The organism is Lactobacillus sp. S2-2 (genome assembly GCF_021698855.1).
GTDB lineage: Bacteria > Bacillota > Bacilli > Lactobacillales > Lactobacillaceae > Fructilactobacillus.
Map to the genome: position 1 here is coordinate 148,577 of NZ_WWFA01000011.1, position 24,206 is coordinate 172,782.

The window sequence follows — 24,206 nt, forward strand, 5'->3', positions numbered from 1 at the left end:
AATGGAAACAAAAATTTTAAAATCAAATCAAATTCAAGAAGCTGCTGATTTAATTAGAGATGGTAAATTAGTTTCTTTTCCAACTGAAACAGTTTATGGGTTAGGTGCAGATGCAACAAACGCAACTGCTGTAGAAAAGGTATACAAAGCTAAAGGAAGACCAAGTGATAATCCTTTAATAGTACATGTTGCTGATGTGGAGACAGTTGAAAAGTATGTTGATCATTTGGATGAAAAAACAAAAAAATTAATGAATAGTTTCTGGCCTGGACCTTTAACTATTATTTTAAAAATAAAAGATGGAGTTTTACCTAAAGTTGTTACAGGGGGACTACAAACTGCTGCATTTAGAAATCCTAATCAACCAGTTACTACTAAAATGATTGAAAAGGCAGGAGTTCCAATTGTTGGTCCTTCTGCAAATACTTCAGGTAAACCGAGTCCAACGACGGCTTTGCACGTTTATCACGATTTAAATAAAAAAATTGATGGAATTTTAGATGATGGACAAACTAAATATGGAATTGAATCAACTGTTTTAGATATGTCAGTTGACGAACCTGTAATATTACGTCCAGGTGCTGTTACTGAAAAAGACATTGAAAAAGTGATTGGAAAGATTTCAAATAGTAATGTACATCTTTCTGCAGCTGATGTTCCTAAAGCACCAGGGATGAAGTATCGCCATTATGCTCCTGAAGCAAAGGTTCAAATTGTTAAAAGTAACTGGTCAGATGTGATTTCTTGGATTAATCAGCAAAATGAAATGATTGGAATTATGGCAACTGATGATGTAATTGAAAAATATGATTGGCCAAAAAATACAACAATATTTTCTTTAGGTAAAAGTGTGACATCTGCTAGTCATTTCTTATTTGATGGTCTAAGAAATTTTGATGATCATAAGCTTGCAAATATTTTAGTACAATCGTTTTCAGATGAAGGAATGGGTGCTGCATATATGAATCGCTTATTAAAATCTGCGGGTAACGAATATTTTTCATAAAACAATACAATTCACGAACTATTTCTGTTAAAATTAATGTAATGGTTAACTTTTAACCTAATTTTGAAGGAGTGGTCATTTATGAGTTTGGATTATAGAAGTGCAGATACAAAATTATGGGAAGCAATTGATAACGAAAAAGTTCGTCAAGAAAACACGATAGAATTAATTGCTTCAGAAAATATTGTTTCAGAAGCTGTTAGAAATGCTCAGGGTTCTATTTTAACTAACAAATATGCTGAAGGTTATCCTGGAAAACGATATTATGGTGGATGTCAGTATATAGATGTCATCGAATCAATTGCAATTGATCGTGCAAAAGAATTATTTCATGCTGAATATGTTAATGTACAACCACATTCCGGATCACAAGCCAATCAAGCAGCCTATGCTAGCTTTTTGAAACCAGGTGATCGTATTTTGGGGATGGATTTAAATGCAGGTGGTCACTTAACTCATGGTGCTAAAGTTAACTTTTCAGGTAAATTATATGAATCGTATTCATATGGATTAAATCACGAAACTGAAAAATTAGATTATGATGAAATTTTAAAAATGGCAAAAGAAATTAAGCCTAAAATGATCGTTGCAGGAGCATCTGCTTATAGCCAAATTATTGATTGGAATAAATTTAGAGATATTGCTGATGAAATTGGTGCATATTTAATGGTTGATATGGCTCATATTGCTGGATTAGTTGCTACAGGATTACACCCAAGTCCTATTGGAATTGCTGATGTAGTTACAACAACTACACATAAAACTTTAAGAGGCCCTCGTGGTGGAATGATTTTATCACAAGAAAAATATGGTAAAAAAATCAATTCTGCTTTATTTCCTGGAACTCAAGGTGGACCTTTAGAACATGTTATTGCTGGAAAAGCAGCAATGTTCTTTGAAGATCTACAACCTGAATTTAAAGAATATAGTAAACAAGTTCTTAAAAATGCAACTGCAATGGCCGATACATTTGAAAAATCAGGATATATAAGAGTTGTTTCAGGTGGTACTGAAAATCATTTATTAACTATTGATTTAACAAAAACTGAATTAAATGGAAAAGAAGCACAAAATTTATTAGATTCAGTTATGATTACAACTAATAAAGAAGCTCTGCCAAATGAAAAATTAAGTCCAATGGTTACAAGTGGATTAAGAATAGGTACACCAGCAATTACATCACGCGGATTTGATGAAGAAGATAGTATCAAAGTTGCAGAATTAATTATTGAAACTATAAAAAATCATAATAATTCTGATGTGTTAGAAAATATTAAAAAAGAAGTAAAAGAATTATGTGATAAAAGACCTATAAAAAGATAATTAATCAATCTCTCGAAATATGTTATAATGGATAAAAAATATAGGGAGAGTGACTTGAATGGGCGAACTTCATATAATGAATCATCCATTAATTCAACATAAATTAACAATTGTAAGAGATGAAAATTGTGGTACAAGAGAATTTAGGGAAGTTGTCAATGAAATTGCTAATTTGATGGCTTTTGAATTTTCACGTGATATGCCACTTGAGGAAGTTGATGTTAAAACTCCTGAAGGAATTGCCCATGCAAAACAATTAGCTGGTAAGAAGCTAGCAGTTGTTCCTATTTTAAGAGCTGGAATTGGAATGGTTGATGGAATTTTAGATTTGATTCCTACTGCTAAAGTTGGCCATATTGGAATGTATCGTGATGAAGAAACACTTGAACCACATGAATATTTCGCTAAATTACCATCAGATATTGATCAAAGACAAGTTTTTGTTGTAGATCCAATGTTAGCTACTGGTGGTTCTGCTATTATGGCGATTGATGCATTGAAAAAACGTGGTGCAAAAAATATTAAGTTTGTTTGTTTAGTTTCTGCTCCTGAAGGTGTAAAAGCACTTCAAGAAGCTCATCCAGATGTTGATATTTATGCTGCTGCATTAGATGAAAAATTAGAAAATGGATATATTGTTCCTGGTCTTGGTGATGCAGGGGATAGATTATTCGGAACTAAATAAAAAGAGAAACGTTAAAAACGTTTCTCTTTTTATTTTTTGTGCAATGAACATTTTAAAAGTTTTTGACAAAAATGCTGCTACAATGGGAAGTATAGCGTTTTCATAAATAAAATTTATAATAAAATTGTTTTGAATTTTACATGTAATGGTGGTATAGTTTTGAGTGTTTACAAGGGATATATATTGATTCTAGTTTTGTAGACATAATCGCAATTATTAAGGTTGGTATTGAAATTGTGAACATAATAATTGCGAAAGAGAGGTGATAATTTGTGGATGAAGCAAAGAGCACCTTTGAATTTCTTGGATTAACCTTTAATACAGCAAATATTATTTCTGGTTTAATCGTTTTTGCAATCTTGATTGGTCTAGTTTTCTTCTTATCTAGAAGTATAACTTTACGACCTGGAAAGAAACAAAATATTTTGGAATGGTTAGTTGATTTTACTAATGGATTAGTAAAAGTTTCTATTCCTGGAAAAGAAAGCAAAGGTTACGGTCTTTGGGCCTTCACGCTATTTTGTTTTATATTTATAGCTAACATGTTAGGGCTTTTCGCTCACATCGAAGTAAATGGAATTACATATGTTAAGTCTCCAACGGCTGATCCTGTTATTCCAATGACTTTTGCTTTGATTACACTTGTATTGGCTCAATATTCTGGTATAAAGCGTATGGGATATAAAGAACATTTTAAAGGTTATTTAAAGCCTGTACCTTTCTTCTTACCAATTAATATTTTTGAAGAGTTAACAAATTTCTTAACTCTTGGAATTCGTTTATTTGGTAATATTTTTGCCGGTGAAATGCTTGCAGGCTTAATTGCTAATATGGCATTTTCCGGCGGTGTATTAACATTTATTGTTGCTGCACCAATTGAAATGTTTTGGCAAGGATTTTCAATTTTCATTGGAAGTATCCAAGCCTACGTATTTGTAACATTATCATCTGTTTATGTTTCTCAAAAAATTTATGAAGAGGAATAATTTATATAATTATTAGGAGGATTATATTATGGGAGCTATTGCTGCAGGAATTGCTATGGCAGGTGCCGCTATCGGTGGTGGTATCGGTGATGGTATCTTAGTATCAAAAATGTTAGAAGGTATGGCAAGACAACCTGAACTTTCAGGTACTTTGAGATCAAATATGTTTATCGGGGTTGCTTTAGTTGAAGCTATGCCTATCTTAGCCTTCGTTATTGCAATGTTAGTTATGAACAAATAATTAACTTAATAATTAATGAAGGAGGTGTCAATAGATGTTTACACACTTGATTGTTGGATCCGCACAGGGTTTTAACGTTGGTGATGCAGTGTTTTTTGCTCTTTGTTTCTTAATTTTAATGGCTATTATTGGGAAAATTGCATGGGATCCAATTACAAAAATGTTGGAAGAACGTGCAAATAAAATTTCTAATGATATTGATTCTGCTGAAGATTCAAGAAATAAGGCTGAAAAGCTAGCTAAAGAACGTCAAGATGCTTTAAATAATTCTCATGCAGAAGCAAGTGAAATTGTTTCTAAAGCTACTCAAGACGGTAAAGAACGTAGAGAAAACATTATTTCTGATGCTAAAAGTGATGCAAGTCTTTTAAAAGAAAATGCTCAAAAAGATATCGAGCAAGAACGAAAAGATGCACTTGCTAGCACTAAAAATGATGTAGCTGATTTATCTATTGAAATTGCTTCCAAAATTATTAAAAAGGAATTAAGTGCTGAAGATCAAAAAACTTTGATTGATTCTTATATTAAAGGATTAGGTGATTAATATGGCATTAGACAAAATTACTGCATCAAAAAGATATGCAAGTGCTTTGTTTTCTGTTTTACAGTCTAATAATCAATTAGAAGATGGTATTGCAGAGTTAAAAGAAGTAAGAAATATCATTACTGATAATCCAACTTTTATTACTGCCTTATCAACTGTAACTTTAACTGAATCTCAAAAGCATGAATTACTTAATAATTTGCTTGATAATATTTCTTCGGAATATGTTAAACGATGCATTGAAATGGTCTATGAATATGGGCGAATCAATGATATGGTTGCAATTATAGATGAAGTTAGTGAATTAAATAATAAAAATAATGGAATTGTCCAAGCAGAAGCTGTTACAGCAATTGCATTAGACGATGACCAAATTGAAAAATTAAAAGCTTCATTTGCTAAGCGAATCGGAGCTAACACAGTTGAATTAACTACTAAAATTGATGAAAATATCATCGGTGGTGTGGTAATGAATTCTGCAAACTTTATTTATGATGGAAGTATCCGCACAAAGATTAATCGTGTTAGACAACTCTTATCAAAATAATAATATCTAAGACTAAAGAGGTGAAACTTTTATGAGCATTAAGGCTGAGGAAATCAGTGCTCTAATTAAGAAGCAATTAGAAGGCTATGAAGATGAACTTGCTGTCGCTGAAACTGGTGTTGTTACTTATGTTGGTGATGGTGTTGCTCGTGCTTATGGTTTAGATAATGCTTTATCCGGAGAATTACTTGAATTCCAAAATGGAGTTTATGGTATGGTTCAAAACCTCGAAAGCAATGACGTAGGTATTGTTGTTCTTGGTGACTTCACAGGAATTAGTGAAGGAGATACTGTAAAAAGAACCGGAAAAATCATGGAAGTTCCTGTAGGTGAAGAAATGGTAGGCCGTGTTGTTAACTCACTAGGTCAACCAATCGATGGAAACGGAGATATCGATACTGATAAATCTGCTCCAATCGAGCATAAAGCGCCAGGAATCATGGAAAGAAAATCAGTTGATGAACCATTACAAACAGGAATTAAATCTATTGATGCTTTAGTTCCAATTGGTCGTGGTCAACGTGAATTGATAATTGGAGACAGAAAAACTGGTAAGACTTCAATTGCTGTAGATGCAATCTTGAACCAAAAAGATCAAGATATGATTTGTATTTATGTTGCAATTGGACAAAAAGATTCAACAATTAGACAACAAGTTGAAACATTAAAACGATTTGGTGCAATGGATTACACTGTTGTTGTTTCAGCAGGACCATCTGAACCTGCTCCACTACTATATGTTGCGCCATATGCTGGTGCTGCAATGGGTGAATATTTCATGAACAAGGGTAAAGATGTACTTGTAGTTTATGATGATTTAACTAAGCAAGCTAATGCATATCGTGAACTTTCTCTTATTTTGAGAAGACCACCTGGGCGTGAAGCATATCCTGGTGATATTTTCTACACTCATTCAAGATTACTTGAAAGAGCAGCTAAATTGAATGATGAATTGGGTGGCGGTTCAATGACTGCTCTACCAATTGTAGAAACTCAAGCAGGAGATGTTTCTGCATATATTCCAACTAACGTTATTTCTATTACTGATGGTCAAATTTTCTTGAATTCAGATATGTTCTATTCAGGAAGTCGACCAGCTATTGATGCTGGTACATCAGTATCTCGTGTTGGTGGAGATGCTCAAATTAAAGCAATGAAAAAAGTTGCCGGTACATTAAGATTAGATTTAGCTTCATATCATGAATTAGAATCATTTGCTCAATTTGGTTCTGATTTAGATGAAGCAACTAAAGCTAAACTTGATCGTGGAGCAAGAACTGTTGAAGTATTAAAACAAGGGTTACATTCTCCACTACCAGTAGAAAAACAAGTTCTTATTTTATACAGTTTGACCCATGGATACTTAGATAAAATTAATGTTGATGATGTTTTAAAATTTGAAAAAGAAATTTTTGAAGCATTCGACGCATCACATTCTGATCTATTAAATGAAATTAAAACCACTGGGAACTTACCTGATGAAGATAAGTTTGATACTGCTGTTAAGGATTTTGCTGATAATTTCCAACCATCAACAACAAATACCGAAGCTTCAGAATCAAAATAAACTTGAAGGATGGTGAAACATAATGGCTGAATCAATTAACGATATTAAACATCGAATTAGTTCAACAAAGAAAACCCGTCAGATTACACAAGCAATGGAAATGGTTTCAACTGTTAAGTTAAACCAAATTCAAAGACATTCTATTACTTATAATAAGTATGTTTCTCGTGTTAAATCTGTTGTTATGCATTTAGCGCAGTCTCACATGTTAGATGGATATAATTCTTCAAGTAATGATAATTCTAGTGAAAAATCATCAAAAACAGCTTATTTAGTAATAACTTCAGATCGAGGAATGGTTGGAAGTTACAATAGTAATGTCCTTCGTGAAACTAATAAATTTATAAGTGAACATTCAAAAGATTCTAATGATTATATGGTTATCTCTATTGGTAACAATGGTTCCGAATTTTTCAAAAAAAGAGGAACTAATGTAATTTATGAAAATAATGGAATCTCTGATGTTCCTACTTTTAACGAAGTTAAAGATATTGTTAAAAACATAACTTCTATGTTTAATGATGGTATTTTTAGTGAATTATATGTTTGTTATAGTCATTTCGTTAATCGAGTTTCATCTGAATTTAGATCTGAAAAATTACTTCCAATGGATAAAAACTCAATTCAAGAATCAATAGATGAAAATCAAGCTGGTTCTGAAGTTGAAGTTAAACCATTGAGTGCAGATTATGATGTTGAACCTTCTGAAGAAGAAGTTTTAAATGTTGTTTTACCTCAATATGCTGAAAGTTTAGTTTATGGTGCAATTTTAGATGCAAAAACATCTGAGCATGCATCAAGCTCAACTGCAATGAAGTCTGCTACTGATAATGCTGGTGATTTAATTTCTGGATTGGAATTGAAGTTTAATCGTGCAAGACAGGCTGCGATCACGACTGAAATTACTGAAATTACAGGTGGTCAAGAAGCATTAGGTCAATAATAAAATTGGAGGAATGAACGTATAATGAGTACTGGTAAAATTGTACAAGTTATTGGACCAGTTGTTGACGTTGAATTTTCTCTAGACGAAAAGTTACCTGAAATTAATAATGCCTTAAAAGTTAAGTTAGATAATAATGAAACTTTAGTTACCGAAGTTACTATTGAACTTGGTGATGGAGTTGTTAGAACTATCGCAATGGATGGTACTGATGGACTTCGTAGAGGTATGGAAGTAGAAAATACTGGAGCACCTATTGAAGTTCCAGTTGGTAATGATACTCTTGGTAGAGTATTTAATGTCTTAGGAGAAACCATTGATAACGGTGAACAATTTGCGCCCGATGCTGAAAGATGGCCCATCCATAGAGATGCGCCAAATTATGATGAATTAAGTTCATCAACTGAAATTCTTGAAACAGGAATTAAAGTTATTGATTTATTAGCACCATATATTCGTGGTGGTAAAGTTGGATTATTCGGTGGTGCCGGAGTTGGTAAAACTGTTTTAATTCAAGAATTAATTCATAATATTGCACAAGGACATAATGGTATTTCTGTATTTACTGGAGTGGGTGAAAGAACTCGTGAAGGTAATGATATGTATTTTGAAATGAAAGAATCAGGGGTTCTAGAAAAAACTGCCATGGTATATGGACAAATGAATGAACCACCTGGGGCTCGTATGCGTGTTGCATTAACAGGATTAACACTTGCTGAATACTTCCGTGATGAACAAGGTACTGATGTTTTACTATTTATTGATAATATCTTTAGATTTACACAAGCTGGTACTGAAGTTTCTGCATTGTTAGGACGTATTCCATCGGCCGTAGGTTATCAACCAACCTTGGCTACAGAAATGGGACAATTACAAGAAAGAATTACATCAACTAATAAAGGCGCAATTACTTCTATTCAAGCTGTTTATGTTCCAGCTGATGATTACACCGATCCTGCACCAGCAACAACATTCGCCCATTTAGATGCTACAACAAACTTAGAGCGTTCATTAACTCAACAAGGAATTTATCCAGCTGTTGATCCTTTAGCTTCAACATCTTCAGCATTAGATCCAGAAATTGTTGGTGAAAAACATTTTAAGGTTGCTAGTGAAGTACAACATGAATTACAAAGATATCGTGAACTTCAAGACATCATTTCTATTTTAGGAATGGATGAATTATCTGATGAAGAAAAGACAATTGTTGGACGTGCACGTCGTATTCAATTCTTCTTATCTCAAAGCTTTTCAGTTGCAGAACAATTTACTGGATTACCTGGTAAATATGTTTCAGTTGAAGATACAATCAATGGTTTTGAAGGTATTCTTGAAGGTAAATACGATAACATTCCAGAAGATTTCTTTAGAAATTGTGGTCCTATTGATGATGTTGTTGAAAAATACAACAAACAAGGGGCAACTAATTAAGGAGGGGATCTAATTGGCTGACAATAAGTCATTAACCGTTAGTATCGTTACTCCTGATGGTGAGGCATATAACAGTGATCAAACCAATTTGGTTATAGTACAAACTTTAGAAGGAGACATTGGTATAATGCATGATCATGTACCTTTGATTGCTTCTTTAAAAATTGGTGAAGCAATTGTTAAATTTGATGATGATAAAAAAGATGAAATTACTGTAAATGGTGGTTTTGCTGAATTTTCAAATAATATTTTAACAATTGTTGCTGATAGTGCTGAGAATAAAGGCGATATTGATATTAATAGAGCTGATAGTGCAAGAGAAAGAGCCGAAAAGAAAATTCAATTGGCTAAAGAAAATAATGATACAGACACTTTGAAGCGTGCTCAAGTTTCGTTGAGAAGAGCTTTAAATAGAATTAACGTATCTAAGCATTAAAAAAAGATCTTTTTAGATCTTTTTTTTTATCCTTAAAAATTACATCAAACGACAATTATAGCTATTTATGATAAGATAGTGACTAGAGAAAGAAGGGAAATAATGGACACGATTGGTATACAAGCACTTATTAATATTATTACTCAATTATTTTTTATTTTAATATCTTTTTGGAGTATACAAGGAATTCATTTTGAAAGATTTTTACCAATTAGGGAACAACAAGGGAAAGTATTAATTGTTTTGTCTTCAATTGCAATTGGTTATTTATGTGCATCTTTTTTCCTTTCTTTTATTGATAATATAAAAAATTTAACTTTTTTGATAAATTAAAACAATAAATGGAGATAATTAAATGGATCAAATTGTTATAAATGATTCTAGTCATTTAAAGGGACAAGTTAAAATAGAAGGATCAAAAAATGCGGTTTTACCGATTTTGGCTGCAACTATTCTAGCTAGTAATGATCAATCCGTAATTACAAATGTTCCTTTACTTTCAGATTTTTACATTATGAAAAGTGTTTTAGAAAGTCTTAATTTAAAAACTCAATTAAATGAATCAAAAAATGAAATTGTAGTAGATGCAACTGGTGAATTAACACACGAAGCTCCTTTTGAATTAGTTACAAAAATGAGAGCATCAATTGTAGTTATGGGACCATTAGTTGCTAGAACTGGATATGCAAAGATATCTTTACCTGGTGGATGTGCTATTGGTGAAAGACCAATTGATTTACATTTAAAAGGTCTAGAAAAATTAGGTGTAAAAATTGAAGATCACGGAGACTTTATTGAAGCTTTTGCTAAAAATGGATTGATTGGTAATAATATTAATTTAGATTTTCCTAGTGTTGGAGCAACCCAGAATATTTTAATGGCAGCAACCTTAGCAGATGGAATAACTGTAATAAGTAATGCTGCTAAAGAGCCTGAAATTATTGATTTAATTAATTTTTTAAATAAAATGGGAGCAAAAATAATAGGTAAAGGTACTTCTACATTAACAATTACTGGAGTTAGTAGTTTACTAGGAGTTACTCATAACGTAGTTCAAGATCGTATTGAAGCCGGAACTTTTATGGTAGCCGGTGCAATAGGAAATAATGATATTAAAATTTTAGATGCAATTAAAGAACATAATGAACCTTTAATTGACGTTCTTATTAAAATGGGGGCTTCAGTTAGTTTTGAAGAAGACGGAATTAGAGTTAAAGGTAATTATGAACTTAAATCAATTAATGTAGAAACTGAACCCTATCCTGGATTTCCAACTGATATGCAATCTCAAGTTACTGTCTTACAGGCACTTTCTGATGGTCAAAGTCAAATGAAAGAAAATGTATTTGAAAATAGATTTATGCATATGCAAGAATTGAATAAAATGGGAGTTAATTTTAGGCAAGAAGGAAATACAATTAAAATTAATGGTTCGACACATCTAAAAGGAGCTGAAGTCGATGCCACTGATTTAAGAGCAGCAGCATCTTTAATTATTGCTGGATTAAATGCATCTGGTAAAACAGTAGTAAATAATTTAAAATATTTGGATCGAGGATATTTCAAGTTTCACAAAAAATTAAGTGATTTAGGTGCTAATATACAAAGAATTTCTAAATAATAAAAAATTAATTTATAAAAAAGAATTTTTTAAAATTTATTATGATATAATCATCTAGATAATTGTCATTAGGAGGATTAAAATGGCACAAGATATTGGAATTGATTTAGGAACAGCTAATGTATTAATTTATGTTGCAGGAAAAGGAATCGTTTTAAATGAACCCTCAGTTGTAGCAATTGATACAAGAACAAATAAAGTGCTTTCAGTAGGATCTGAAGCTTATCGTATGGTTGGTAGGACCCCAAGTAATATTAAAGCAATAAGACCATTAAAAAATGGTGTAATTTCTGATTTTGATATTACTGAAGAAATGTTATCTTACTTTATTAATAAGTTAAATGTAAAAGGTTTTTTATCTAAGCCTCAAATTATGATTTGTGCTCCAACTAACGTTACAAATATTGAAAGAAAAGCAATTATTCAAGCAGCTGAAAAATCAGGTGGTGGGAAAGTATTTCTAGAAGAAGAACCTAAGATAGCCGCAATTGGTGCAGGAATGGATATTTTTAAGCCAAATGGAAATATGGTTATCGATATGGGTGGTGGTACTTCTGATATTGCTGTCTTATCATTAGGTGATATTGTTGCAAGTAAATCTATTCGAGTAGCTGGAGATCGTATGAATTCAGAAATTACTAATTACATCAAACAAAAACATAATTTAGTAATTGGAAACCATACTGCTGAAAATATTAAAATGAGTATTGGTAGTGCCAAAATAGATACTGAAAATAATGAGTCAATGTCTGTAAGAGGAAGAAATGCAGTTACTGGAATGCCAATGGAAGTTACGGTTGATAGTAACAGTATTGCTGAAGCATTAAATGACACAGTTCAAGCAATTATTAGTGGAGCAAAAGAAGTTCTTGAAATGGTACCACCTGAAATTGCGGCAGATGTTGTTGATCGTGGAATAATGCTTACTGGTGGTGGAGCATTATTAAAAAATATCGATGAAGTTATTTCTGATGCTTTAACAGTACCAGTATTTATTTCAGAAAATCCATTAGATAATGTTGCTAAAGGTGCAGGAACATTGCTTGAAAGAATCAGTGCTGATGGTAAAAAGAAAAGCTTTTTTAGTAGAAAATAAGTTTGATATTATATGATAACCTTAGTTAGATTTTATCAAAAATATATTTCTCCGGTGTTTCCTCCAAGTTGTAGATATTATCCGACATGTTCAAATTATATGTTGGATGCTTTAAAGATTCATGGTGTTTTTAAAGGAACCATTATGGGAATTTTTAGAATATTAAGATGTAATCCATTTCAAAAAGGTGGATATGATCCCGTACCAAAAAAATTCTCGATTAAAAGAAATACTAAAGCACGTAATGATTATCGTAAGTCAATGAAATTAAAATAGTCGATATTCATCGACTATTTTTATATAAGGAGTAATTTATGTCAAAAAAAGAAAAACAAATTAATGTAGAAATTATTGATGAAAAAAACTCGATAAAGAATGTCCAAATTAATAAAGAAATAGTTGGTTCAATTATTAATGAAAATGATAAATTTATTGCAAAAATTAATGATGATTTGAATTATACTTTTAAAAATGAGTCTGATGCGTTGGAACAAATTATAAAAGAATATAATCTTCACCAAAATTAAAAAAAGGAGTCAATTAATATGTTGAAACAGTTTTCAAAAGAAAATGAATATAGAATTGACTGGGGTATTATATTTTGTGTGTTTATTCTTGCCTTAATTGGATTAGGATCAATTTATGTTGCATCAGTTCATGATTCTAGTGCTACAAGTATTACAAAAGCAGTAATATCACAATTGATGTGGTATTTTATCGGTGCAATTGCTATTTTTGTTTTAATTAGATTTGATTCAGAGCAACTTTACAAATTGACGCCATTAGCATATGGTGTAGGGATTTTTTTGCTGATTGCTGTTTTGTTTTTATATAGTAGATCGTATGAAGTTAATACGGGTGCTAAAAGTTGGTTTCAATTAGGTCCTTTGACATTTCAACCATCTGAATTTATGAAGCCTGCGTATATATTGATGTTAGCTAAGGTTGTTTCTAAACATAATACTGAATATCCTGTACATGAAGTAAATAGTGATTGGATATTAATTGGGAAAATGATTTTATGGACACTCCCAGTCGCTATTTTATTAAAGTTACAAAATGATTTTGGTACGATGCTTGTATTTTTTGCAATTTTAGGTGGTATGATAATTGTCTCTGGTGTAACTTGGAAAATACTTGCTCCTGCATTAATTGGAATTTTTACTTTTGGAACTACAATGATTTTTCTTGTTGTAACTAAAGTAGGACGAACAATTCTAGAACATGTAGGATTTAAGCAGTATCAATTTTCAAGAATTGATACTTGGCTTCATCCACAATCGGATACATCCAATAATGGATATCAATTATGGCAAAGCATTAAAGCAATTGGTTCAGGAGGAATTTCTGGAACGGGTTTTAATGTATCTCATGTTAACGTTCCTGTTAGGGAATCAGATATGATATTTTCTGTAATGGGAGAAAATTTTGGATTTATTGGTGGATTTATTTTAATTTTTATTTATTTCATTTTAATTTATCAAATGGTGAAGGTAACTTTTGAAACTAGAAATGTATTTTATGCATATATTTCAACTGGTGTGATTATGATGATTTTATTCCATGTTTTTGAAAATATAGGAATGAGTATAGGACTATTACCAATGACGGGAATTCCACTCCCTTTCATTAGCCAAGGTGGTTCAGCTTTAATAGGTAATTTACTAGGAGTCGGTTTGATTATGTCAATGCAATATCATAATAAAAATTATGCTTTTAGTAATGAAAAAAACTTTTCTTAATAAAAAATGATTTTCTTATAAAGTCGACTGTAATTAATGTTATAATTAAGATTATATATAAAACGAAAAAATAAGGTGGATTCTGAAATGGAAGATAATAAAAAACATGTAGCACTTTTATTTGGTGGAGATTCTTCGGAACACGATGTTTCAAAAAGATCTGCACGTAATATTTATGATGCAATGGATAAAACAAAATATGAAGTAAGTTTATTTTTAATAACAAAAGATGGAATTATTCTTGATAATGATGCTTCACATAGAGTTTTTGAAGGTCAATCTGAAGATTCAGTTGTTAAAGAAGAAATGAATAATCTTGATTTAACTAACCCATTAGCTCCAATTGAAAACTTAAATAAAACAAATGAAGTTGATGTATTCTTCCCAATTGTTCATGGAAATTTAGGTGAAGATGGAACAATTCAAGGATTATTAAGATTACTAAAAAAACCATATGTTGGGTCAAATACTTTATCATCTTCAATGTCTTATGATAAGGATATTACAAAGAAATTGTTAGATATTGAAGGAGTAAATAATACTAAATACGTATTATTGAGACCAGAAAATAAAGATGCATTTTCTTATGATGATTTGAGTAAAAAATTAGGCTCAGTCCTATTTATTAAACCTGCCAATCAAGGATCATCTATTGGAATTCATAAAGTAGAAAATGAACAAGAATACAGAGAAGCTATTCGTGATGCATTTAGATATGATACAAAAGTATTAGTAGAAGAATGTATTGATGGTCCTCAAGAAGTTGAAATCTCTATTCTAGGAAATCTTGAACCAATTCCTTCTAAATTAGGAGCTATTAAGGTTCCAGAATCTGATGAATTTTATACTTATGATAATAAATTCGTTGATGCTAGCCAAGTGCAATTTACAATTCCTGTTGAGTTACCTGATGAGGTAGCTAATGAAATTACTGATATGGCAATTAGAGCTTATAGAGCTTTAGATTTAAGAGGAATGGCTAGAATTGATTTTCTAGTTTCAAAAGATATGAAACCTTATTTAGGTGAAATAAATACGTTACCAGGATTTACTAATATTTCATTATACCCACAATTATGGGAAGCTTCTGGTATTAGTTATGTTGAGTTAATTGATAAATTAATTGATTTAGCTATTGAAGAAAATGATAGACAAAAATCTATTCTTCATGATTTCAAACCACTTAATTCAGGAGATCAAGAAAAAGTTTATAAAGCTGAAAATTAATAAATAAGCCAATAGAAATTTATTGGCTTATTTGCTTATAAATCATTGTATTCACAATAGCCCAAAGGAGAAATATAATGTTCAATAAAGATATACCTACAAAAAAGTTAGGACTTTTAGTAAAGAGGAAAAGAAAAAGTCTAGAGATGTCTCAAGCTGAATTAGCAAAAGATATTTGTACACAAGCTACTATTAGTATTTTAGAAAAAGGAAAAGATTTTCACTCATATGATATTGTTGATTCTATTTTGAAAAAATTAAAAATTTCAAATGAAGAAGTACAAGAATTGAAAAGTCCAAGATATGGTGAAAAAAGATTAAATGATTATGAAAATGATTTTTTAAAAGGTGATTTTAAAAAAGCTAATGAAAAACTTATTACTATTAAGGAAGATAAACTTGATAGTAAAGAATTAATTGGTCGGTTAAATTTTTATAAAGGAATTGAGTTAATTAATTCTGATGGTAATAAAGAAGACATTATTTGTATTTTTCAAAATATTATTAATGATTATTCTGACGATTTGGATTGGATTTATACAGCATGGAGTTATGTAGGGTTATCATATACATACATGGAAAATGAATGGTACAAAAGATCGATTGGATATGTTCCAATAATTAAGGAATATTTGTATAATGTTGTAAAAGCTTTTGAACATAATCAAAAAGAACAGTTTAAGTCAATTCGCTTTGCTGCTTCAATTTGTTATTTATTTTATGATTTAGAACAATATGAAGCATTAGAAGAAGTTACCGATAGTTTAATAACTGTATTAAAGAAAAATTATTGTACTTACTATTTAAATAAGTTTTATTACTTTAAATCAGAAGTTGAGTTATTAAAAGGAAATCAAGAAAGCAATTTAAAATATTTGAAAATTTCAAATCAATTTAATTGTTTTCATGAAAATGATGAATTTTTATTACCTAGTTTTTTGATTAAAAAAAGTGAAGAAAAAAACAGATGATTGAATAATTAATCATCTGTTTTTTTTATTATTAACATATTTATTATTTAAATCAGTTCTAACAACTAGTACATCACATTTAGCAGCTTTAGTTACATATTCTGTTAATGAACCAATTAATAGTCTTTCAACTGCATTTAAACCAGTTGCGCCAATTGTAATTAAATCAATATTTTCTTTTTCGGGAATATCTCGAGCAATGATTGTTTTAGGAGATCCAAATTCAATTAGATATTCAATTTTAGTAATACCTTCTTTATGAGCATTATCAACATATTTTTCTAATATTTTTTTGGAATTTGTAGTCATTTCTTCTTCAACCGAGTTATCAAAACTTGTGATATTTTGGAAAGCACGAATATCTAAAGCATGAACTAAGATAATTTTTGAATCATTTGCTTTTGCAATTGACATGGCCTTTTGAAAAGCCAATTCAGATTCATATGATCCATCTACTGGAACTAATATATTTTGATAGTTATTAATCATAATAGGGGAGCCTCTTTCTTATTTATTCATATATTGAATTATAAAAAGTTCAGGAATGAATGCACACATACAACCTAAAAATAAACTTGAAATAATTAATAATTGTGTATCTACAAAAGCACTAATTAAAGCTAATATAGCCACTAATAGTATTATGATACCACTAATAAGTAAAATCAAAGAAAGTGAACGATACTTTTCTGGATGAAACATTAAAAATGGTTTATTTAAATGGGTTAAGAAATAAAATCCATTAATAAATAAAAGGGTTGAAAATAATATCATTAAAATTCTAATTGCCATTTTGATTTCTCCTTTGAGCTTCTTTAAGGTTTAAATATCTTTCTCCAAACGCGGTTTCAATTTTACCATTATTTTTAGGGTAGTAGTAATGAGTTTTATTTAGATTATTAGGAAGATATTGTTGTGCAACCCAATCATTTTTGTAATCATGAGGAAATAAATATCCTGTGACTCCTAATTTTTCAGAACCTTGATAGTGTGAATCCTTTAAATAATTAGGAATTTCATCAAAATTACCAGACTTAACATCAGAAATTGCTTTATCAATTGCACTAATGCTTGAATTAGATTTAGGAGAAACACACATTTCGATTATTATAGTAGATAAAGGTATGCGACCTTCAGGAAGTCCTAATTTTTCTGCAGCGTTACATGCTTGCACAACTCTTTCAGATAAATTAGGATTGGCTAGTCCAATATCTTCATAGGATATTACAATTAATCTTCTAATCAGGCTTTTTAAATCACCAGCCTCAATTAGTCTTGCAGCATAGTGTAGTGCAGCATCAGTATCTGATCCTCTAATTGATTTTTGTAAAGCAGAAATTACATTATAATGTTCGTCACCATTTTTATCTGATCTGATTGATTTTTTTTGTAGACATTCTTCAACTATATGAACATTAATATTAATAATGTTCTTTTTATCTTTTTCGGTTGATTTTACTGCAAGTTCAAGTGCGTTTAATGAACTTCTTAAATCACCATTAGTAGCTGTTGAAATAAAATCTATTGCTTCACTATCGATATTTACATTATAATTTCCTAATCCATTTTCTTTATCATTAAGAGCTCTTTGAAGAGCTTTTTTTATATCATCACTATTTAAAGGAAAAACTTGAAAGATTTCTACTCTACTTCTAATCGCTGGATTAATATTTATATATGGATTTTCAGTTGTTGCACCAATTAATATTATTTGTCCGCTTTCCATTAGAGGGAGTAAAAAGTCTTGTTTAGTTTTATCTAACCGATGAATTTCATCAAGTAGTAAAACTACTATTCCGCTCATTTTTGCTTCATTAGCTATTATTTGTAAATCTTTTTTTGTATCAGTTGCTGCATTTAAAATACGAAAGGCATATTTAGTTGATCCTGCTATAGCACTTGCAATACTTGTTTTTCCTGTTCCAGGAGGACCATATAAAATCATAGATGATAACATTTTTGCTTTTACCATTCGATTGATTATTTTATTATCATTGATTAGATGATTTTGACCAACTACATCTTTAATTGTTTTTGGTCTCATTCGAAAGGCTAGGGGTTTATTCATATTTATTTCTCCTTAAAGTTACTTTTTATTAAAGAGTCTTGAAAGAAAAGTTTTTTTCCTAGCTGGCTTATCTTCAATATTAACTTTATTATCGGATGGTTTAAAAATATAATTTTCTTGATTAATTGCTTTTTCAGAAACAAATACTACACCAAAAGGGCTTTTTTCATAAATTTTATCATTTCTTTGAGTAAACTTTATGTTGTTGGATGAAGCTAATTTAATATATGTCATAATAGATGACTGTCCAATAGTACCATTTAATAATAATTGATAGTCGTTATGATCATTGATTTCTTTCTTTAATATTTGTTGTGCTTCAATATTATTTATATCTTCCTTTTTTATTGCAAAATCAACTCTTTCAGCAAAAGTACCTAAAAATTTATGCTGTTCATCTGGGTTTATTTGAGGTGTACTACCATTCATCGAGTTATCTAATCTGTTTTGTAGTGAATCATTATTTGCCATTTTAAAATCTCACTTTCATCATTTATAATTCGAATTTTACCATATTTTATATCTAAAAAAAAAACAATCAAAAATGATTGTTTTTAAGAATTTATATCTAATTTTGATATTAACGGTTGTAGTATTCAACAACTAGTGCAGTATCAATATCAGCATTTAATTCATCAGGTTGTGGTAAACGAGTGAATGAACCTTCTAATTTGTCAGCATCAAAAGTGATGTATGATGGACGTGAAACAACAGCTTCAACAGCATCTTTGATTGCAGCAACTTCTTTAGATTTTTCACGTACTCCAATTACTTGACCGATTTTAACTTGGTAAGAAGCAATATCAATACGTTTACCATCAACAGTAATATGACCATGGTTAACTAATTGTCTAGCTTGAGGACGAGTAGTTGCTAAACCTAAACGGTAAACAATGTTATCTAAACGTCTTTCAAGCATGATTTCAAAGTTATCACCATGCTTACCTTCACGGATTTTACCTGCACGTGTAAATAATGAATAAAATTGACGTTCAGTTAAACCGTACATAAAACGTAACTTTTGCTTTTCTTGTAATTGTAGACCATACTCTGATAATTTTTGTCTACGTGATTGACCATGAACACCAGGAGCATAAGGACGACGTGATAATTCTTTACCAGTACCTGACAAAGAGATACCTAAACGACGTGATATTCTCCAACTTGGACCTGTATATCTTGACATAAATAAAATTCCTCCAATGAATTATTTCTTGGAGTAAAATAATCGTTGTATGTTTAGTATTCGTGCATGTTCAACTGCAACTTTCACCTTTGCAGCCGAATAGGGTTACTAGTTTGACTATTTTTATAGCAAGAACATGTTGACGAGCTTACCACATACTGCTGCGTTATTTTACACATAAACTATTTTATCAATATATATCAAAATGTCAATATTTTGATAATCTTTATTATGTAGATTATTGCCATTATGATATAATTACAATATTATTTTACATAGAAAAATTCGTTTAAGGGATGGGACTGCAAATGGTACTTCGATTAATAATTGGCATAATAATCATTTCGGGATTATTTTACCTAGCAATTGCTTTTTATCAAAGAAAGTCGTTAACTAAAATAGTTCATAAGGAAAACGAGGAAAAAGACTTTTTAAAATCACCAATTGAAGATTTGTTAACGAAAGTTGGAGTCCTTGATTTGACAGGAAACTCGTTGAAATTATTTAAAGATAATCAAAAAATGTATGAAACTATCTTAAATGATGATTTTCCTGATGTTGATAAATATGTTTTAGATCTTCAAAATAACTTAAAGGGAGTTAATTTTGTTAAGTCAAAAGAATTAAGCGAAAATGCATTAGATAAATTAAATATAATTCAAGAAAAAATAGATAATATGAATTCTGATTTACAAGACATTATAGATCTTGATGGTCAGCATGAACATGTTATTTCTCAGTTAGAAAAAAAATATAAAAGTTTAAGAGCAATTCTTTTGAATAATAATGCTGATTTTGGTGGATCAATAGATAAATTAGAATCAAAATTAAATGAAATTGAAAATAATTTTGATAAATTTTCTAATTTTGTAGATAATGGTGATCATCAAAGTGCTGAAGAAATTTTAACTGATGTTAAAGCAGATACTAAAAAATTAGAAGAAGATATTTCAAGTATACCAACTATATATAAAAATATGAAAACTGAATATCCAAGTCAATTTAAAGAATTAAAATACGCATTAGGAAGTTTGTTAAATAGTGGTATTAATTTTCAAAATTCAAATATATCTGAAGAAATTGATTCACTTGAAAAAAAATTAAATGATAATTTCTTGAATTTAAATAATTTAGACTTAAGTTTAGTTAATAAAAATAATAATTATATTGAAGAAAAAATAGATGGATTGTATGATGAATTTGAAAGTGAATATCTAGCAAGACAGTATGTTGAAAAAAATCAAAAAATGGTTTTTGATTTTATAAAACATGCTAATAGTCAAAGTGATGAATTATTAACAAAATTAAATAAATTAAATCATAATTATAGTTTAGAACATGATGAAATGAATCTTTCTGAAAAAATGAATCAAGATATTAGTGATATTAAAATTAGTTATAATCATAATATTGATTTAATAAATAATGAAAAAGCTGTTTATTCAATGATTAAGGAAGACTTTTTATCTTTTATTAAAGATTTAACTGAAATTGAGAAAAAGCAAAAAAATATTAATGATTCAGTATCTGATTTATCTGAAGAAGAAGAAAAAGTTTCAAAAAAATTATTTGACTTAGATTTAGAAATGCATAGTATTGAAAGAAAAATTGATGTTTTAAATCTTCCAGGGATATCAAATGGTTATTTGGAATTTTTTGATTTAGTTTCAAGTGAAATAATGAAACTTAATAAAACAATGAAAAAACAAAAGATTAGTATGGATGAAGTAAAAAAACAGATTAAAAAAATTGAATCTGATAGGGATATTTTGAATGAAAAAACAAAAGAGTTAATTGATAGTGCTGTTTTAGCAGAGAGATCAATGCAATATGCTAATCGATATAAAGCGTTTGATGAAGATATTAATGTATCATTAGCACAATCAAAAAAATTATTTGAAAATGATTATAAATATAAAGAAAGTTTAGATGTTATTGCAGAAGCTATTAATAAAGCTAATCCTGGATCTTATCAAAAAATAGAGGATGAGTATTTTAAACAAGAGAGCTAGATATTTCTAGCTTTTTTTGTTTGTTGATTAAATTCTTGATATAATAAAGTAAGTAATTTTAGAGAAGAGGAATTTTGATGATTTATTTTGATAATAGTGCAACGACAAAAATAAATGACGATGCGTTGAAGTCTTATCAAAAAGTGAGTGAAACATATTGGGGTAATCCATCAAGTCTCCATAAATTTGGGGAAGAATCATTTTCGTTATTAAATCAGTCAAGAAAACAAATTGCTGATTTATTTAATGTTAATTCAGATGAAATTTTTTTTACAAGTGGTGGAACTGAAGGAGATAACTGGATAATTAAAGGTGTTGCTTTAAATAAGAAAAAGTTTGGTAATCATATTATTACTTCTTCTATTGAACATCCGGCAGTTATGAATTCTTTACACCAATTAGAAGATAATGGATTTGAAGTTACTTATCTACCAGTTGATGAAGATGGTCGTGTCTCTGTTGATAGTTTAAAAGAAGCGATTAATGAAAATACAATTTTAGTTTCAATAATGGGAATTAATAATGAAATTGGTGCAGTTCAGCCAATTGACGAAATATCTAATTTATTAAGTCATTATCCTAAAATTGATTTTCATGTTGATGCAGTTCAAACTGTTGGTAAAGGTGATATAAATTTCTTTTTAAATGAGAACGTTAATTATGCAACGTTTTCAGGTCATAAATTTCATGGTCCCCGTGGTGTTGGATTTGTTTATATTCAAAGAGGTAAAAGACTTGATCCATTAATTGCAGGTGGTGGACAAGAAAAAAATCAAAGAAGTGGTACAGAAAATGTTCCAGCAATTGTTGCAATGTCCAAAGCTTTAAGAATTACATTAGATAATTATGATGTTAAAATTCAAGGACAAAAATCAATTAAAGAAATGATTTTAAATCATATTCAAAATTTCGATAAAGTTGTTCCTTTTTCAAAAGATAATGACAACTTTGCACCACATATTTTATGTTTTGCAATTAAGGGCGTTCGTGGAGAAACAATTGTACACGCTTTTGAACAATATGATATTTATATTTCAACGACTAGTGCTTGCTCATCAAAAAAACAACAGATATCGGGAACATTAAAGTCGATGAATATTGAAGACGATATCGCAACAAGTGCAGTTAGAATCTCTTTAGATGAAGATAATACTAAAGATGAAGCAAAGAAATTTTTAGAAATTTTTGATATTTTATATAAAAAATTTGATAAATTAAGTTAGAAAAGGAGCTTTGTTAATGAATTATAGCGAAATAATGGTTCGTTACGGTGAATTATCGACTAAAGGTAAAAACCGTAAAACTTTCATCTCCCAACTTGCTAATAATGTGAAATCAGTACTTAGAGAATTTGAAGATGTTACGATTAATGCACAACGTGATCGTTTACATGTCAATTTAAACGGTGCAGATTCTGATGCTGTTATGAAAAATCTTGATCGAGTTTTTGGAATTGAAACATACTCTCCAGTAATGAGATTAGACAAAGATTCTGAAATCAGTGATATTCAATTAATGTCTAAACAGATGATTGAAGATGAAATTAGTGAATCAACAACATTCAAAATTACTACTAAAAGACAAAATAAAGATTTTAATTTAAGTACTTATGAATTAAATGATCAGATTGGTAGTTATCTACTTGATAATTTCGAAAATTTAAAGGTGGATTTAAAACATCCAGATATAAACTTAAGAATAGAAGTTAGAATGAGTGGTATTTATTTATCCAGCAAAACCATTCAAGGAGCTTTAGGATTACCAGTTGGAACTGGTGGAAGAGCAACAATGATGTTATCTGGTGGAATTGATTCTCCAGTAGCTGCTTATATGGCTATGAAAAGAGGAGTTAAACTAGATATGGTGCATTTTTATAGTCCTCCATACACTAGTGAACAAGCATTAGCTAAGGCAAAAGACTTAGCATCTAAGCTTGCTGGTTTTGGTAGTTCAATTAACTTTATTCAAGTTCCTTTTACTAAAATTCAAGAAGAAGTAAAAGAAAAAGTTCCTGAAGGTTACTTGATGACAATTCAAAGAAGATTCATGTTAAAAATAACCGCTGAATTAACAAAGAAAAGAAATGCCACTGGAGTTTTTACTGGAGAATCATTAGGTCAGGTGGCCTCTCAAACAATGGAAAGTATGATGGCAATTAATGATGTTACTTCATTACCTGTTTTAAGACCGTTATTATCGCTTGATAAAACTGAGATTATTAGTATTGCAAGAAAAATTGATACTTATGATTTGTCAATCATGCCTTTTGAGGATTGTTGTACTATTTTTACGCCTCCTTCACCTAAAACTAAACCAGATTTAGAAAAAACAAGACATTTTGAAAAAAATGTTGATGTCGATTCGATGGTTAAAGAGGCTGTTGATAATATTAAAGTTACAAAAATTAAAGCTGGAGAAAGTTATTTAAATAGTCAAGAAGATGTTTTTTCTGAATTGTTATAAAAGATATTTTATTGACTATTAAATAAAATTTGGTTATATTATTATTAACAAAAGCAATGAACAAGAGGATTAGATTTGATTATCTAAGAGAAGAAGGTAAATGCTGAAAAC

27 protein-coding genes and 1 other annotated feature (1 of these 28 cut by a window edge) are annotated in these 24,206 nt (G+C 29.9%); of the genes, 22 read left to right on the plus strand and 5 right to left on the minus strand.

The window, feature by feature from the left end; all coding sequences use genetic code 11:
- Nucleotide 1: 1 nt before the first annotated feature.
- The 19 genes from GSH19_RS06385 (at nucleotide 2) to GSH19_RS06475 (ending at nucleotide 16,366) form a co-directional block, all read left to right on the plus strand.
- A complete protein-coding gene (locus tag GSH19_RS06385; RefSeq protein ID WP_237027256.1) occupies nucleotides 2-1,006 on the plus strand; it encodes an L-threonylcarbamoyladenylate synthase in 1,005 nt (334 codons plus the stop codon).
- Between the two features lie 81 nt (nucleotides 1,007-1,087).
- On the plus strand, nucleotides 1,088-2,329 hold the full coding sequence (gene glyA / locus GSH19_RS06390) for a serine hydroxymethyltransferase (RefSeq protein WP_237027257.1): 1,242 nt from the start codon (nucleotides 1,088-1,090) through the stop codon (nucleotides 2,327-2,329).
- Nucleotides 2,330-2,387: 58 nt separating this feature from the next.
- Nucleotides 2,388-3,014, plus strand: a complete 627-nt coding sequence (gene upp / locus GSH19_RS06395; protein WP_237027258.1) for a uracil phosphoribosyltransferase — start codon at nucleotides 2,388-2,390, stop codon at nucleotides 3,012-3,014.
- 272 nt (nucleotides 3,015-3,286) lie between these two features.
- Nucleotides 3,287-4,000, plus strand: a complete 714-nt coding sequence (gene atpB / locus GSH19_RS06400) for a F0F1 ATP synthase subunit A (protein WP_237027259.1) — start codon at nucleotides 3,287-3,289, stop codon at nucleotides 3,998-4,000.
- 28 nt (nucleotides 4,001-4,028) lie between these two features.
- Nucleotides 4,029-4,241, plus strand: a complete 213-nt coding sequence (gene atpE / locus GSH19_RS06405; protein WP_237027260.1) for a F0F1 ATP synthase subunit C — start codon at nucleotides 4,029-4,031, stop codon at nucleotides 4,239-4,241.
- 34 nt (nucleotides 4,242-4,275) lie between these two features.
- Nucleotides 4,276-4,785, plus strand: a complete 510-nt coding sequence (atpF, locus tag GSH19_RS06410; RefSeq protein WP_237027261.1) for a F0F1 ATP synthase subunit B — start codon at nucleotides 4,276-4,278, stop codon at nucleotides 4,783-4,785.
- Nucleotide 4,786: 1 nt separating this feature from the next.
- The gene (atpH, locus tag GSH19_RS06415) at nucleotides 4,787-5,332 is read left to right on the plus strand and encodes an ATP synthase F1 subunit delta (RefSeq protein WP_237027262.1); all 546 of its coding nucleotides are present in this window, start codon (nucleotides 4,787-4,789) and stop codon (nucleotides 5,330-5,332) included.
- Between the two features lie 31 nt (nucleotides 5,333-5,363).
- The gene (atpA, locus tag GSH19_RS06420; protein WP_237027263.1) at nucleotides 5,364-6,899 is read left to right on the plus strand and encodes a F0F1 ATP synthase subunit alpha; all 1,536 of its coding nucleotides are present in this window, start codon (nucleotides 5,364-5,366) and stop codon (nucleotides 6,897-6,899) included.
- A gap of 22 nt (nucleotides 6,900-6,921) precedes the next feature.
- Complete coding sequence (locus tag GSH19_RS06425; protein WP_237027264.1) at nucleotides 6,922-7,842, plus strand: F0F1 ATP synthase subunit gamma; 921 nt, start codon at nucleotides 6,922-6,924, stop codon at nucleotides 7,840-7,842.
- A 24-nt stretch (nucleotides 7,843-7,866) separates the two neighbouring features.
- Complete coding sequence (atpD, locus tag GSH19_RS06430) at nucleotides 7,867-9,273, plus strand: F0F1 ATP synthase subunit beta (RefSeq protein ID WP_237027265.1); 1,407 nt, start codon at nucleotides 7,867-7,869, stop codon at nucleotides 9,271-9,273.
- Nucleotides 9,274-9,286: 13 nt separating this feature from the next.
- Nucleotides 9,287-9,709, plus strand: coding sequence for a F0F1 ATP synthase subunit epsilon (locus GSH19_RS06435; RefSeq protein ID WP_237027266.1), 423 nt, complete (start codon nucleotides 9,287-9,289; stop codon nucleotides 9,707-9,709).
- Nucleotides 9,710-9,811: 102 nt separating this feature from the next.
- Nucleotides 9,812-10,042: a DUF1146 family protein gene (locus GSH19_RS06440; protein ID WP_237027267.1), complete on the plus strand. Its 231-nt coding sequence runs from the start codon at nucleotides 9,812-9,814 to the stop codon at nucleotides 10,040-10,042.
- Nucleotides 10,043-10,064: 22 nt separating this feature from the next.
- Nucleotides 10,065-11,330 carry a UDP-N-acetylglucosamine 1-carboxyvinyltransferase gene (gene murA / locus GSH19_RS06445; protein ID WP_237027268.1) on the plus strand — a complete coding sequence of 422 codons (1,266 nt, stop codon included), beginning with the start codon at nucleotides 10,065-10,067 and terminating at the stop codon, nucleotides 11,328-11,330.
- A gap of 82 nt (nucleotides 11,331-11,412) precedes the next feature.
- Nucleotides 11,413-12,426 (plus strand): rod shape-determining protein, encoded by a 1,014-nt coding sequence (locus GSH19_RS06450; RefSeq protein ID WP_237027269.1) that lies wholly within the window; start codon nucleotides 11,413-11,415, stop codon nucleotides 12,424-12,426.
- 12 nt (nucleotides 12,427-12,438) lie between these two features.
- Nucleotides 12,439-12,702, plus strand: a complete 264-nt coding sequence (yidD, locus tag GSH19_RS06455) for a membrane protein insertion efficiency factor YidD (RefSeq protein WP_237027270.1) — start codon at nucleotides 12,439-12,441, stop codon at nucleotides 12,700-12,702.
- A gap of 38 nt (nucleotides 12,703-12,740) precedes the next feature.
- Complete coding sequence (locus tag GSH19_RS06460; RefSeq protein ID WP_237027271.1) at nucleotides 12,741-12,953, plus strand: DUF2969 family protein; 213 nt, start codon at nucleotides 12,741-12,743, stop codon at nucleotides 12,951-12,953.
- Between the two features lie 12 nt (nucleotides 12,954-12,965).
- Complete coding sequence (locus GSH19_RS06465; protein ID WP_370636175.1) at nucleotides 12,966-14,168, plus strand: FtsW/RodA/SpoVE family cell cycle protein; 1,203 nt, start codon at nucleotides 12,966-12,968, stop codon at nucleotides 14,166-14,168.
- Between the two features lie 87 nt (nucleotides 14,169-14,255).
- On the plus strand, nucleotides 14,256-15,395 hold the full coding sequence (locus tag GSH19_RS06470) for a D-alanine--D-alanine ligase family protein (RefSeq protein ID WP_237027273.1): 1,140 nt from the start codon (nucleotides 14,256-14,258) through the stop codon (nucleotides 15,393-15,395).
- 77 nt (nucleotides 15,396-15,472) lie between these two features.
- On the plus strand, nucleotides 15,473-16,366 hold the full coding sequence (locus tag GSH19_RS06475; protein WP_237027274.1) for a helix-turn-helix domain-containing protein: 894 nt from the start codon (nucleotides 15,473-15,475) through the stop codon (nucleotides 16,364-16,366).
- A 12-nt stretch (nucleotides 16,367-16,378) separates the two neighbouring features.
- On the opposite strand, the gene GSH19_RS06480 is transcribed toward GSH19_RS06475, so the two are convergent.
- The 5 genes from GSH19_RS06480 to rpsD all read right to left on the minus strand — a co-directional run bounded on the left by GSH19_RS06480 (nucleotide 16,379) and on the right by rpsD (nucleotide 19,620).
- A complete protein-coding gene (locus GSH19_RS06480; RefSeq protein ID WP_237027275.1) occupies nucleotides 16,379-16,855 on the minus strand; it encodes a universal stress protein in 477 nt (158 codons plus the stop codon).
- A gap of 18 nt (nucleotides 16,856-16,873) precedes the next feature.
- Nucleotides 16,874-17,158 (minus strand): hypothetical protein, encoded by a 285-nt coding sequence (locus GSH19_RS06485; protein WP_237027276.1) that lies wholly within the window; start codon nucleotides 17,156-17,158, stop codon nucleotides 16,874-16,876.
- On the minus strand, nucleotides 17,148-18,434 hold the full coding sequence (locus GSH19_RS06490) for a replication-associated recombination protein A (protein ID WP_237027277.1): 1,287 nt from the start codon (nucleotides 18,432-18,434) through the stop codon (nucleotides 17,148-17,150). The genes GSH19_RS06485 and GSH19_RS06490 overlap by 11 nt, the downstream gene beginning before the upstream one ends.
- An 18-nt stretch (nucleotides 18,435-18,452) precedes the next feature.
- Nucleotides 18,453-18,905, minus strand: a complete 453-nt coding sequence (locus GSH19_RS06495; RefSeq protein ID WP_237027278.1) for a YueI family protein — start codon at nucleotides 18,903-18,905, stop codon at nucleotides 18,453-18,455.
- Nucleotides 18,906-19,014: 109 nt separating this feature from the next.
- Nucleotides 19,015-19,620, minus strand: coding sequence for a 30S ribosomal protein S4 (rpsD, locus tag GSH19_RS06500; protein WP_237027279.1), 606 nt, complete (start codon nucleotides 19,618-19,620; stop codon nucleotides 19,015-19,017).
- 296 nt (nucleotides 19,621-19,916) lie between these two features.
- Between rpsD and GSH19_RS06505 the strand changes: the two genes are divergently transcribed.
- From GSH19_RS06505 to thiI, 3 genes are all read left to right on the plus strand, one after another.
- A complete protein-coding gene (locus GSH19_RS06505; RefSeq protein WP_237027280.1) occupies nucleotides 19,917-21,632 on the plus strand; it encodes a septation ring formation regulator EzrA in 1,716 nt (571 codons plus the stop codon).
- A gap of 77 nt (nucleotides 21,633-21,709) precedes the next feature.
- Nucleotides 21,710-22,855, plus strand: a complete 1,146-nt coding sequence (locus tag GSH19_RS06510) for a cysteine desulfurase family protein (RefSeq protein ID WP_237027281.1) — start codon at nucleotides 21,710-21,712, stop codon at nucleotides 22,853-22,855.
- 16 nt (nucleotides 22,856-22,871) lie between these two features.
- Complete coding sequence (gene thiI, locus GSH19_RS06515; protein ID WP_237027282.1) at nucleotides 22,872-24,095, plus strand: tRNA uracil 4-sulfurtransferase ThiI; 1,224 nt, start codon at nucleotides 22,872-22,874, stop codon at nucleotides 24,093-24,095.
- A 47-nt stretch (nucleotides 24,096-24,142) separates the two neighbouring features.
- Nucleotides 24,143-24,206 (plus strand) — a binding site (T-box leader) (it continues 140 nt past the right edge of the window).